The organism is Nocardiopsis halotolerans DSM 44410 (genome assembly GCF_000341065.1).
In the GTDB taxonomy this organism is placed as follows: domain Bacteria; phylum Actinomycetota; class Actinomycetes; order Streptosporangiales; family Streptosporangiaceae; genus Nocardiopsis; species Nocardiopsis halotolerans.
On record NZ_ANAX01000243.1, the window covers coordinates 33,550 to 46,041 of the forward strand.

Sequence of the window (12,492 nt, forward strand, 5' to 3'; positions counted from 1 at the left end):
GTGATACCGGTGCGGCACGGACGGGGCCGCCCCGGTTCCCGGGCACGGGTGCGCCGTCCGAGGCCGGTGCTCGGGCGGGGGAGCGGGGACGGCCCTGGCGTGCTGTGCGGTCGTGGTCCGCCGCCGGTGCGCGGCCCCGGCGGGGCTGGGGCATGGGCGGTTGGACGGGCATCAGGCGACTCCCCTGATACGCCACACCAGGACCGCGCCCAGCAGGCTGAGCAGCCCGCACACGGTGTACAGGACCGGATATCCGCCCAGGTGGACGACGATCGGACCGGCCAGGGCCGGGGCGATCACCTGCGGCCCGGCGCTGGCGATGTTGACGATCCCCAGGTCCTTGGCACGTCCTCCGGCGGCGGGCAGCACCTGGGTGACCAGGGCGTTGTCCACGGACAGGTAGATGCCGAAGCCGATCCCCAACACCACCGCGCACACCAGACCCATCGTCCACGTGGGGAAGGTGGCGACCAGGAACGAGGGCACCGCCGAGACCACCCCGCCCAGGAACACCATGCCCCGGCGGCGGCCGATGCGGTCCGAGACCAGTCCGGCGACCACGGTCGTGCACACGACCGCCGCCGTGTAGACGCAGATCAGGATCAGCAGGCCGTCCGTGGCCGAGGAGCCGGGGAACAGCTCCTCGTAGCGCACCTCGTCGGTCAGGAAGTAGAGCAGGTAGAGGGTGAACATGGCGTTGCCCGTCTGCATGAGGAAACGGGTCAGCCAGGCCCAGCCGAAGTCGGGGTACCGCCGCGGGGACACCCACAGGCCGCGCGCGAACGTGCTCCACGCGGGGCGCGCCTCCCGGGGCAGCGGCGGGTCGGGGGCCAGCAGCGCGAACGGCAGGGCGCAGACGATGGTCAACGCGCCGATGAGGGCGTAGCCGGGAGCGATTCCCGTGACCACCACGGTCACCAGGAGCACCGCCACCACCACGCCCGCCGACTGTGGGATGCCGATCCACCCGGAGACCACACCGCGCTGGCGGACCGGCACGTGGTCGGGCACGGCCGCGAGCAGCGTCGCGTTCAGGCATGACAGCGCGGTCTGGACGAACGCCCACCCCAGCAGGACCCCGGCCACGCCGCTCTGCTGGCCGAGGACCACCAGGCCCAGGCCGCCCAGGAGCGCACCGGCCAGGATCCAGGGACGGCGGCGCCCGAACCGGCTGGTGGTGCGGTCGGACAGGGCTCCGGCCAACGGTGTGCCGAGGGTGGAGCAGGCCGCGCCGACCCCGGTCACCCAGGCCAGGGTGGTCTCCTTGGCGTCCGGGGCGAGCAGGCCGACCTGTTCGGGCAGCAGCACCTGGAGGGGACCGAAGAAGGCCATCCACATGCCCAGGTTGGCCAGGCTGATCCCGGCGACCCACAGGCGACGCACGGGGCGGGTGGGTTCGGCGAGTGCCGCGGGTGTCTGTGGGGTGGGGGAGGACTGCGCGGGGGGTGTGCGCACGTGTGACCTACCTAACATGAATTCCTCTCATGTTAGGTGGAACGTCCCGGCGTGGAAAGCCCCGTGGCGGTGCCGTGCGCGGGGCGCCTGAGGCCTCCGGGACGTGCGTGTCGCCGGAGCGCGAAGGCCACCGGTGCCCCCGGCCGAGCCCGCCCTGACTCACCCCCACCACCGAGGCCGGACAGGGTGTGCCGGAAGGGGCGGCGAACCGACGTCACCGTCCCTCCACGGCGGGCCCGTGCCGTTCCGGCCCCGGCCGTTCCCGGGTCCGTGCCGTGTCGCGCCCGTCCCCGGACGCGACACGGACGACTCAGCCGCGGCCGGGAACCGGGTCGCCCTGACGGGTGTGCTCGGCGCCCAGCGCGATCGGCGCGGCCAGCCACTCGTCGCGCAGCCCGAACGCGTTCACCAGCCGCACGGCGTAGGGCCGCAGGCCGCGGCACAGGTCGTTCACCGCCTGGGTCACCGCCTTGGCCCGCGAGGTCGAGAGCCGCTCGTGCTCCAGGAACCAGGCCCGGTTCTCCTCGACCACCGACAGCACGTACAGGTCGCACAGCCGGTTGAGCAGCTTGGCCGTCGAGGTGTCCCCGCAGCGGTCGATCCCCGCCACGAACGCCTCCAGCACCACCCGGTCCATGTGCGCGCGGCCCGCGGTGAGCACGTGGTCCTGGGCGTGGTTGAGCACCTCGAAGGCGTCGCCGCCGTCCTTGCGGGACCTGCGCAGCCGTGCGGCCAACCCCTCGATGACGTGCTTCTCGCGGTCCTCCAGCAGTTCCAGCTGCCAGCCCCGGTTGTACAGCCCGGCCTCCTCGCCGCGCCCGGGAGCCGCCGCGACGAGCCGCTCGACCAGGGGGATGGCGGCGGTGCGCTCGATGACCGTCTCGAACACCTTGCCCGCCATGAACCGGACCAGCCCCAGCTGGTCCATGTCGCCGAACGAGTCCTTGAAGTTGGTGAGCAGGCCCTTGGTGAGCTGTTGGAGCAGGACCGTGTTGTCGCCCTCGAAGGTGGTGAAGATGTCGGAGTCGGCCTTGAGCTGCGGGATGCGGTTCTCCGACATGTACCCGGCGCCGCCGCACGCCTCCCGGCAGGTCTGGATGGTCTGGGTGGCGTGCCAGGTGGCCACCGCCTTGAGCCCGGCCGCCCGCGACTCCAGCTCGCGCTGGGCGTGCTCGTCGCGCTCCGGCGCCTCGGACAGCTCGTGCAGGCGGGTGACCAGCTCCTCCTGCGCGAAGTGCAGCGCGTAGGTGCGGGCCAGCGCGGGCAGCAGCTTGCGCTGGTGCGCCAGGTAGTCCAGGACGGGCACCTCCCGCTCGGGCCGGCCCTCACCCTCGGGCCGGGTGAACTGGCGTCGGGTGTCGCCGTAGCGCACCGCGATGGTCAGCGCCGCCTTGGCGGCGCTGCCCGCGCCGCCCGCCACGCTGACCCGGCCCCGGATCAGCGTGCCGAGCATGGTGAAGAAGCGCCGGTTCTTGTTCTCGATGGGGCTGGAGTAGGTGCCGTCGGCGGCCACGTCCCCGTACCGGTTGAGCAGGTTGGCGCGTGGTACCCGCACGTGGTCGAACTCCAGGCGGCCGTTGTCCACGCCGTTGAGCCCGGCCTTGTGCCCGCAGTCCCCGATGCGCACGCCCGGCATGGGCGTGCCGTCCGCGTCCCGGATCGGGACCACCAGGGCGTGTACGCCGTGCTCCTCACCGCCGGCGGCCAACTGGGCGAACACCACCGCCACACGGCCGTCGCGGGCCGCGTTGCCGATGTAGTCCTTGCGGGCCGCCTCATCGGGGGTGTGGACCACGAACTCCTCGGTGTCCGGGTCGTAGGTGGCCGTGGTGCGCAGGCTCTGCACGTCCGATCCGTGGCCGGTCTCGGTCATCGCGAAGCAACCGGGCAGCTCCATCGACATCGCGCCGGGCAGGTACTCGGCGTGGTGGCGTTCGGTGCCCAGGGCGTTGATCGCCCCGCCGAACAGCCCCCACTGCACGCCCATCTTCACCATGAGCGACAGGTCGTTGACCAGCATCTCGAAGCCGACCACGGACGCGCCGACGTCGCCCCGGCCGCCCACCGACTCGGGGAAGCCGTAGGCGGGCAGGTCGCTCTTGGCCAGGTCCCTGAGCTGGCTGAGCGTGCGGGCGCGGTGTTCCTCCACCGACAGCCCGTGGACGGGGGCGTACAGGTCTCCCTGGAGGACGTCGCGCACGTGTTCGCGCACGTGGGCCCAGCGGCCGTCGAGGAGGCCGCGGAGTTCGGCCTCGTCCACCCTCAGCGCCTGTTCGGTCATGTGCTCCCCCTGTCGGTACTCGCTGACGCGGCCCTGCCACCCGCCTACCACCGGCGGACGGCGGCACACACGGGCCGGGCCACGCGTACATCATCACGTTAGGGGGCGGGGCGGGTCCGGAGCGGCCTCCGCCGGATGGTTGGGACGACGGCATCCGAGGTAGTCCAGCCACTGGGCGCTCCGCGTGGACGGAGAACGGGAACGCCGCAACCGAGGGCGAGGAGGGGAGAGCGCGTGGAACAGCGCATGGGAGAGGAGTCGAACACCCGGACACGGGTCCTCCTGGCCGGGTGGTTCTCGTTCGTGGACGGGGAGGCCACGGCGGGCGACGTCGGGGCGGCGATGACCGTCTCGGTCGCGCTGCGGGAGGAGGGCGTCGCCCACGACACCGTGTGGAGTCCCCGTTTCCGCATGGGTGGGCCCTCCCTCGACGAGGTGGATCCGGCCGACTACTCCCACCTGGTCTTCGTGTGCGGTCCGGTCAGCGGGCGCCAGGTCGAGGAGCTCCACCGGACCTTCGCGTCCTGCCGGCGCATCGCGGTCGGCGTGTCGGTGATCCGCACCGGGGACCCGGCCTTCCTCGGGTTCCACACCGTGCTGCCCCGCGACGGAGCGGGTGGGGAACCGCGGCGCGACCTCGCCGCGGGTGCTCCCGCCCCTTCCCCGGTGCCGGTGGTGGGAGTGATCACCGCGCCCGGTCAGGGCGAGTACCGGGACCGTTCGGCCCACGCGGAGGTGCACCGGGCCCTGGGGAGGTGGCTCGTGGCCAAGAACTGCGCGCGGGTGCCGGTGGACACCCGGCTGGACACGGACGACTGGCTGCACTGCGCCGCCCCGCACCAGTTCGACGCCCTGGTACGTCGGATGGACCTGGTGGTGACCACGCGCCTGCACGGACTGGTGCTGGCCCTGCGCAACGGGGTGCCGGCCGTGGTGGTGGATCCCGTCGTGGGCGGTGCCAAGGTCGCGGCCCAGGGCAGGGTCTGGAACTGGCCGGTGGAGACGGTCCACCACCCGGAGGGGGAACTCGACCCCGGGCGCCTGGACCGGCTCTGGAAGTGGTGTCTGGACTCCGGTCACCAGGCCGCGCGGTCCCGGTCGGACGACCTCGGCTCGCCGCTGGTCGGCGCGCTGTCGGAGGCGCTGCGGAGCTCTACTCCCGGCCGCGTCTGACGGCGGCCACCGTGCGGCTCCGCGTGCGCGGTCAGACCGCCACCGAGGCGGGCAGGGGTTCTCCCGCGGAGACGTCGGCGTCCACCCGGCGCAGGAGGTCGTCCAGGGACAGGTCCAGGGCGGCGGCGATCGACGCGACCGTGAAGAAGGCGGGGGTGGGGATGCGTCCGCCCTCGATCTTGCGCAGCGTCTCGACCGAGATCCCGGCCTGGCGTGCGACGTCCACCATCGTGCGCTCCGCACGGGCCTGACGGAGCAGACCGCCCAGGAGGCGTCCGCGCTCGATCTGGTCTGCGGTCAGCGGTTCACGAACCATGCGACGAGTCTAACCCGTCGGTTTCCCCCTCTCCCCGAAGGCGGGGGAGTCCGCCGCCGAGGAGGGCGCTCCTCCCGGCTCCCTGGCCGCCGATCGCCCATGCATGGAATATGCATGCATGGTTGCTTTGCAGATCAGAGGGGTCGCTGACGAGGAGAGGGACGTCCTCGTGCGTCGCGCCAAGGAGAGAGGGCAGTCGTTGCAGGGTTTCCTGCTCGATCTGGTCAGGGCCGAGGTGCGGCGGTCGCGCAACGCCGAGATCCTGCGGGGCTTCAGGGACGCTCCGACGGTCTCGGCGAGGGTGAGGAGGACCCGGTCACCGACATCATCCGGGCCGAGCGTGAGGAACGCATGGAGCGTTACGGAATCCACGACGGACCGGACGGCGGTTAGTGGTCGTCATCGACGCGAGTGTTCTCGTCAACGCGCTGGTGTCCGACGGGACCGCTGGTGCCCGGGCGAACGAACTGCTCGCGGAAAAGGACACCTGGGCCGCACCCGAGCACATGCCGATGGAGGTGTTCTCAGCGGTGCGAGGACTGTGCCTGGGCGGAGGGATCACCGAAGGCAGGGCTCACGCCGCCCTCACCGAGTTGAGTGAGGGTCTGGAGATCGATCTGGTCGGTGTGCGCCGGTTGTCCTCCATGATGTGGGAGTTGCGCGGCCATGTCAGCGGCTACGACGCCGCCTACGCGGCTGCGGCACGGCTGCTCGACTGTCCCCTGGTGACCGCTGACATCCGTTTGGCGAAGGCGGTCGAGAAGCACTGCCAGGTCATGACGGTCTGAGGAACGACGAGAAGCGCCGCCCGGCCCGGAGACAGGCCGGGAGCGGGTCATCACGCCAGACCCGGGACGGCCAGCTCCAGACGGCCGCCGTCCGCGTCGAGCAGCGCCGGTATCCCCAGCGGGACCGTCAGCTGGGCCGCGCAGTGACCGAAGTCCAGCCCCCACAGCACCGGCACCCCCAGCGGCTCCAGCCGGTCGCGCATCAGTTCGGCGACCACCTCCGGGCCGGGCGGGCAGTCCGTCCACGTCCCCAGCGCCACCCCGGCCACCCCCGACATCCACCCGCTGCGCAGCAGATGGGTCAGCATCCGGTCGAGCCGGGCCACGTCCTCCCCGATGTCCTCCAGCAGCAGGACGCCCCCCGAGGCTGACAGGCGGCTGCGCGGGGTCGCCAGGCCGTCGTTGAGCAGGCTCAGATTCCCGCCGAAGGTCACGCCCTCGGCCCGGCCCGGCACCAGCGCACGCGCTCCCGGCGAGGTCAGCACCGTCCGCCGCTCGGGACGGAACAGGGTGGTGCGCAGCTCCTCCTGGGCCGTCCCGTCACCCACGAAGTACCGGGTGCCGACCACCGGACCGTGCACCGTGGCCACCCCCAGCTCCACCGCGAACGCCTCGTGCAGCGCGGTGACGTCGCTGAACCCGACCAGCGCCTTGGGCCCGGCCCCGCGCATCGCGTCGAAGTCCAGCAGGTCCAGCGTCCGGTGGGCCCCGTCGCCGCCGCGCACGCAGAACACCGCGTCCACGTCCGGATCGCACCAGGCCTCCTGGAGGTCGGCGGCCCGGACGGCGTCCGTGCCGGCCAGATAGGGCAGCCGCGGATGCCGGTCAAGCACGTGCGGAGCCCGCTCCACCTCCAGCCCCCAGCCGCGCAGCGTTCCCTCCGCCTCGTCCAGCCGGTCCGCCGGGACCGGACTGCACGGGGCGACCAGCCGCACCCGGTCGCCCTCCCGCAGACGCGGAGGCCGGACCAGCTCCCGCACACCCCGCGGATCCGGGGTCCGCACCGCCGCGCCCGCCACCTCGGTCATCGCCTCTCCCACGCCTGGCCCTTCCTGATCACGCGCGTCCCTCCGACGCGGCTCCTGCTCCCACCACCAGCACTCGGACACTCCCCGCGTGACCGGTCACACGCCCGCACACGTGCCCGGCCGGGGACCGCCGCTCACGCACGCAGGAACGTGTCCAGAGCGCGCACGCCGAAGCGCAGCCCCTCCAGCGGCACCCGCTCGTCCACGCCGTGCAGCAGGTTCGTGTAGTCCAGGCCCTCGGGCTGCGCCAGGGGGGAGAAGCCGTAGCACTCGATGCCGAGCCGGGAGAAGACCTTGGCGTCGGTGCCCCCGGACAGGCACACCGGAACGACGTGGGCGCCCGGGTCGTGGAACAGCAGGGCCTCACGCAGGTCGGCGAACGCGGGGGAGTCCACGGGCGCGGACACCGGCGGCGAACCGTGCGCGTACTCCCAGGACACACGGTCACCGGTGAGCTCCTCCATGGTGGCGGTGAACTGTTCCTCGCCCCCGGGCAGTACCCGGCCGTCCACGCCCGCCGTGGCCTCCCCGGGCACCACGTTCACCTTGTACCCGGCCGAGAGCATGGTGGGCGTCGCGCTGTTGCGCGTGGTCGGGCCGATCAGCGGCGCGGCCGTTCCCAGCCTGGCGACCAGGGCGTCCACCGCCTCCGCGGTGTCGGTGTCGCCGGGGACGCGCTCCACCTCCAGGGCGGCGGCGATCGCGTCGATCGCCGCACGCGTGACGGGGGTCAGATGCAGCGGCCACGCGTGCGCGTCGATCCGGGCCACGGCCGCGGCCAGGGCGCCGACCGCGTTGTCACCCGGCGGACGGGACCCGTGTCCCGCCGTGCCGTGGGCGCGCAGGGTCAGCCAGGCGCTGCCGCGCTCGGCCGCGCCCACCGGGTACAGCCGCACCGGTTTCCCCGAGACGGTGCGGGCGTGGATGGTCTCACCGCCGCCCTCACCGATCGCGGTGGTGCAGCCCTCGAACAGGTCGGCGTGCTCGCGGACCAGGTAGTCGGCGCCGTGGGCGGCGCTGTCCTCCTCGTCGGCGACGAAGGCCAGCACGATGTCGCGCCGGGGCCGGAGACCGTACCGGGCCCAGTGGCGCACGACCGCGGTGACCATGGCGATGGTGTTCTTCATGTCCACGGCGCCGCGCCCCCACAGGGCGGGCACGCCGGTGACGGGGCAGTCGGCGATCTCCCCTGAGAGGGGCGGCAGCGTCCAGGCGGCGGCGTCGGCGGGCACCGTGTCCAGGTGGCCGTGCACCAGCAGCGCCGGGGCCGTGGGGTCGGTGCCCGGGACGCGTGCGACCACGTTCGCGCGTCGGGGGGCCGACTCCAGGACGCGAGGGTCCAGCCCGGCGTCGCCGAGCGCCTCGGCGGCGTACTCGGCGGCGGCGCGCTCGTCGCCCCGGCCGCCCCCGTGGTTGGTGGAGTCGCGGCGGACGAGCCCGCGGGTCAGCTGGACGGCGTCCTCCCCGGCCTCCGCGAGGCCCTCGGTTCTCTCGGAGAAGGAAGTGATCGTGCGACCCACGTGCGCGGCCTCGCTCTCGCTGAGGTGTCAGGGATGGGGGAGAACCGCAGTGGCTGGTGGTGACGAGGTGCTCCCGGCCACAGTTCTACCAGTCCCGCCCCGGGGAGCCCCGGCATTGAAGACACCGTGGTTCCAGGGGACGAGCGGGGCCACCGTGGTGGAACGGCGGACCGGTCCGTGGGGTGCCCGTCCTCGCCCTCCTGGACGCCCGGGTCTCAGCCGTAGCGCTCCTCCATGGCGTTGGAGACGAGCGTGGTCACCGCCTTGAAGCAGCGGATCATCTCGTAGGCGTCGGGGGAGACGTAACGGACACGCCGCACCCCGGTACGGGTGACACCCGGAACGATGGCGGCGGCTTGGGCGAGCTGCGCGGAGTCGACCTCCACCTCCACCGCCCTGGCGGCGGTCTCCACCGGATCCAGGTGCCCGGCCAGCATCATGGCGTCGCGCGCGTTGGACCGGATGTCCCGCGCGGTCCTGGCCGGGGGACGGCAGCGGGCCGCGTACCGGCTGACGTGGTCCTTGACCGCGACCGTCCGCGCGAACGGGGCGTAGGTGGCGGCGTCCTCGCAGGCGCGGTCGTCACCGGTCACCAGGATGACCGGGGTACCGTACTCGGCGACCACGGCGGCGTTGAGACGGCCCTCGCTGGCGGGTTCGCCGTCCAGCCACACACCGGTCACCGCGTTGGGCAGGTAGGTGTGCGCGAGCACGCCCTCGTCACCGGCGCCGCAGTGGTATCCCAGGAACACCACGCCGTCGCAGTCGCCGGACTGCACGCCCTCGACCATGGACAGCTCCTTGTGCCGTCCGGTGATCATGGTCGCGTCGCCGTTCAACTCCTCCAACAGGAGGTTGCGCATGGTCGCGTGCGCCTCGTTGACCAGCACCTCGGTGGCGCCGCCCTCGAACAGGCCCTCGATCGCGGCGTTGACGTCGCTGGTGAACATGGAACGGCAGCGCTGCCACTGCTCGGTGCCGGGCTCGACGTCGGCGGGCCAGGTGACGCCCGTGGCGCCCTCCATGTCGGCGGAGATGAGGATCTTCACCCCCACGACCCTACGCCCCGCCCCTCCGGGGATCCAGGGGCGCGCGCCACCTCCGGCAGCCGCCTCCGCGCGCCGGGCCGGTGGCGCGGCCAGGGCTCAGGGCAGCGTCAGGATCTCCGCGCCGGAGTCGGTGATGACCAGGGTGTGCTCGAACTGGGCGGTCCACTTGCGGTCGGCCGTCACGGCGGTCCAGCCGTCGTCCCACATGTCGTACTCCACGCCGCCGAGCGTGATCATCGGCTCGATGGTGAAGGTCATCCCCGGTTCCATGACGGTGTCCGCGCGCGGATCGTCGTAGTGCGGCACCACCAGGCCCGAGTGGAACTCCGGTCCCACGCCGTGGCCGGTGAAGTCGCGGACCACGCCGTAGCCGAAGCGCTTGGCGTAGGACTCGATGACCCGACCGATCACGTTGATCTGGCGCCCCGGACGGCAGGCCCTGATCGCGCGCGTGAGCGCCTCACGGGTCCGCTCGACCAGGAGCCGGTGCTCCTCCGTGACGTTCCCGGCCAGGAACGTGGCGTTGGTGTCGCCGTGCACACCGTCCTTGTAGGCGGTGATGTCGATGTTGACGATGTCGCCGTCGGAGACCACGGTGTCGTCCGGGATCCCGTGGCAGATCACCTCGTTGAGCGAGGAGCACAGCGACTTCGGGTAGCCCCTGTAGCCCAGCGGGCTGGGGTAGGCCCCGTGGTCCAGCAGGAACTCGTGGCCGACCCGGTCCAGCTCGTCCGTCGTCACACCGGGCTCGACGTGCCTGCCGACCTCCTCCAGGGCCCGCGCCGCGATCCGCCCGGCCTCCCGGATCCGCTCGATGGTCTCGGGGGTCTGCACGTCACCGAGGATCCCCTCCGCGGGATGCTTCCGTCCGACGTACTCCGGGCGGACGATGTGGGAGGGAACCGAACGTTGTGGCGAGATGCGCCCAGGAACCAGCGGAGTAGTCATGGACACTGATTGTAGTTCGTGGGTGGCCCCGTCGGACCTGCGCGATGCGTCTCCGGCCGGAGGTGTGAGGGGGTGCCGGGCCCTGGGTAGATGCCACCACGAAGCACGTTCCCGCCTCGGGCGACGTCCCGTAGAAAGCGAGTGACAGTGAGCGAGGACACCCCGCAGGACGACAAGTGGTGGTACTGCCTCAAGCACGGGAGGGTCGAGCACGGTCCCGGCTGCCCCAACAGGATGCGCATGGGCCCCTACCCGGACGAGGACACGGCCGCCAGCGCGATGGCCATCGCGGCCCAGCGCAACGAGGAGTGGGACGTCTCCTCACGAGAGGAGGAACTGTGACCCGCGCCCGGGCGGCCCGCCGCGCGGGGCCGGGGTGCCCCCCGCGTCCGGGGCTCTGACAGGATCGGCGCATGACTGAACAGAGCACACCCGAGGGCACGGACATCGCCGGGCTGTCCGTCGCGGTCCTGGGCGGGACCGGGGACCAGGGGCGGGGTCTGGCCCGCCGCCTCGCCCTGGCGGGGCACACCGTCCACCTCGGCTCGCGCAGCGCCGAACGCGCCGAGAGGGCCGCCCGCGAACTGGTGGAGGCCGAGACCGCCGCCGTCGACGTCCGCGGTCTGGACAACGCCGGAGCCGCGTCCGCGGGCGACATCGTCATCGTCGCCGTGCCCTGGGACGGCCACCGGGAACTGCTGGAGGGCCTGGCCGAGCCGCTGGCGGGCAAGATCGTCGTGGACTGCGTCAACCCGCTCGGCTTCGACAGGAGGGGGCCCTTCGCGCTCGACGTCGCCGAGGGCAGCGCCGCCGAGCAGGCCGCCGAGGTCCTGCCGGAGAGCCGCGTCACGGCCGCCTTCCACCACGTGTCCGCGGTGGTGCTGCTGGACCCGGAGGTCGACCAGGTGGACCTGGACGTCCTGGTGCTGGGCGAGGACCGCGCCGCCACCGACGTGGTGCGGGCCCTGGCCGAACGCATCCCCGGGGTGCGCGGCGTCTTCGGCGGCCGGCTGCGCAACGCCCACCAGGTCGAGGCCCTGACCGCGAACCTCATCGCGGTCAACCGCCGCTACCGCACTCACGCGGGCATCCGGATCACCGGCCTGTGACTCCGGTGCCGTGGTGGGCGGTGCCGTGAACGCGCGCGGCGCCGGTCCCCGGAGACCGGCGCCGCGACGGGAGGGCGGGGTCAGCCGCAGTAGGCCGCCCGCTCGGCGTCGGTCATCGGCACCGTGGACTGGGTGACCGTGCTGCCCTGGTCCCGGGCCGGGCCCTCCGCGGTGAAGGGGGCGTACCAGACGTAGTGGCCCCACTCGCGGTCGGGGAAGTGCAGCTCGTAGGTTCCGTGGACGCGCTGCATCCGGGGCCCGTAGTACACGCGGGCCACCTCCCCGGGCTGTGCGGTGACCTGCGTCCGCTGGGCCTGGGTGTGGGACGAGGTCCACTCGTGGCCGTAGGAGACGCTGAAGCTCTGCTTGAAGATCGCCCCGAACGTCGCCGTCATCGACAGGTTCACGCTGTTGGTCTCGCTCGTGGTGCTGGACCAGATCACCAGGGAGGTCTGCTCGCGGTCGGTGCAGTTGTAGACCGGGGCGCCGACCGGCTCGGAGGTGTTCTGGAAGTACTCCGGCTCACCCGAGGGGTGGAACTCGCACACGTCGGTGCCCTCACCGCACCGCTCCAGGAGTTCCCTGACCGTCGGGGCGCCCTCGTGGTCGGCCGCGGCCGGTACGGGGGTGAGCGCCAGGGCCGCCGTCAGGCCCGCCGCGGCCCCCACTGCGAGGGTTCTCATCGCTTCGCCTTTCGTCGGGTGGTCACGGGCACGCGGCCAGCTCGGCGTTGGTCATCGGGCGCACGTTCTGCGTGACGACCTCGTCGGGGGAGTCGGGTACGGGGCCTTCCACGGTGAAGGGGGCGTACCAGACGTAGTGGCC

12 protein-coding genes are annotated in these 12,492 nt (G+C 72.6%); 4 read left to right on the forward strand and 8 right to left on the reverse strand.

Going from position 1 to position 12,492, the window contains the following annotated elements; all coding sequences use genetic code 11:
• Positions 1 to 171: 171 nt before the first annotated feature.
• On the reverse strand, positions 172 to 1,455 hold the full coding sequence (locus D455_RS0119005) for an MFS transporter (protein ID WP_017572293.1): 1,284 nt from the start codon (positions 1,453 to 1,455) through the stop codon (positions 172 to 174).
• A 310-nt stretch (positions 1,456 to 1,765) separates the two neighbouring features.
• The gene (locus tag D455_RS0119010) at positions 1,766 to 3,736 is read right to left on the reverse strand and encodes an acyl-CoA dehydrogenase family protein (protein ID WP_017572294.1); all 1,971 of its coding nucleotides are present in this window, start codon (positions 3,734 to 3,736) and stop codon (positions 1,766 to 1,768) included.
• A gap of 234 nt (positions 3,737 to 3,970) precedes the next feature.
• On the opposite strand from D455_RS0119010, the gene D455_RS0119015 reads away from it, so the two are divergent.
• A complete protein-coding gene (locus tag D455_RS0119015; RefSeq protein ID WP_017572295.1) occupies positions 3,971 to 4,909 on the forward strand; it encodes a polysaccharide pyruvyl transferase family protein in 939 nt (312 codons plus the stop codon).
• Positions 4,910 to 4,940: 31 nt separating this feature from the next.
• On the opposite strand, the gene D455_RS0119020 is transcribed toward D455_RS0119015, so the two are convergent.
• The gene (locus D455_RS0119020; RefSeq protein WP_017572296.1) at positions 4,941 to 5,225 is read right to left on the reverse strand and encodes a helix-turn-helix domain-containing protein; all 285 of its coding nucleotides are present in this window, start codon (positions 5,223 to 5,225) and stop codon (positions 4,941 to 4,943) included.
• A 392-nt stretch (positions 5,226 to 5,617) separates the two neighbouring features.
• Here D455_RS0119020 and D455_RS0119025 point away from each other — a divergent pair, with 392 nt between their 5' ends.
• Positions 5,618 to 6,013 (forward strand): type II toxin-antitoxin system VapC family toxin, encoded by a 396-nt coding sequence (locus tag D455_RS0119025; protein ID WP_017572297.1) that lies wholly within the window; start codon positions 5,618 to 5,620, stop codon positions 6,011 to 6,013.
• Positions 6,014 to 6,063: 50 nt separating this feature from the next.
• Here the strand turns inward: D455_RS0119025 and D455_RS0119030 are convergent, their stop codons facing one another.
• From D455_RS0119030 to map, 4 genes are all read right to left on the reverse strand, one after another.
• Entirely contained in the window at positions 6,064 to 7,041 is a 978-nt protein-coding gene (locus D455_RS0119030) for a S66 peptidase family protein (protein ID WP_017572298.1), read from the reverse strand.
• Positions 7,042 to 7,175: 134 nt separating this feature from the next.
• Positions 7,176 to 8,561, reverse strand: a complete 1,386-nt coding sequence (locus D455_RS0119035) for a M20/M25/M40 family metallo-hydrolase (RefSeq protein ID WP_017572299.1) — start codon at positions 8,559 to 8,561, stop codon at positions 7,176 to 7,178.
• 215 nt (positions 8,562 to 8,776) lie between these two features.
• Entirely contained in the window at positions 8,777 to 9,610 is an 834-nt protein-coding gene (locus D455_RS0119040; RefSeq protein ID WP_017572300.1) for a M55 family metallopeptidase, read from the reverse strand.
• Between the two features lie 96 nt (positions 9,611 to 9,706).
• Entirely contained in the window at positions 9,707 to 10,558 is an 852-nt protein-coding gene (map, locus tag D455_RS0119045) for a type I methionyl aminopeptidase (RefSeq protein WP_241480278.1), read from the reverse strand.
• Positions 10,559 to 10,705: 147 nt separating this feature from the next.
• Here map and D455_RS0119050 point away from each other — a divergent pair, with 147 nt between their 5' ends.
• Both D455_RS0119050 and npdG read left to right on the forward strand, forming a co-directional pair.
• The gene (locus D455_RS0119050; protein WP_017572302.1) at positions 10,706 to 10,900 is read left to right on the forward strand and encodes a hypothetical protein; all 195 of its coding nucleotides are present in this window, start codon (positions 10,706 to 10,708) and stop codon (positions 10,898 to 10,900) included.
• A 71-nt stretch (positions 10,901 to 10,971) separates the two neighbouring features.
• Entirely contained in the window at positions 10,972 to 11,667 is a 696-nt protein-coding gene (npdG, locus tag D455_RS0119055; protein ID WP_017572303.1) for an NADPH-dependent F420 reductase, read from the forward strand.
• 80 nt (positions 11,668 to 11,747) lie between these two features.
• Here the strand turns inward: npdG and D455_RS0119060 are convergent, their stop codons facing one another.
• Positions 11,748 to 12,350, reverse strand: coding sequence for a hypothetical protein (locus D455_RS0119060; protein ID WP_026122775.1), 603 nt, complete (start codon positions 12,348 to 12,350; stop codon positions 11,748 to 11,750).
• Positions 12,351 to 12,492: the final 142 nt, after the last annotated feature.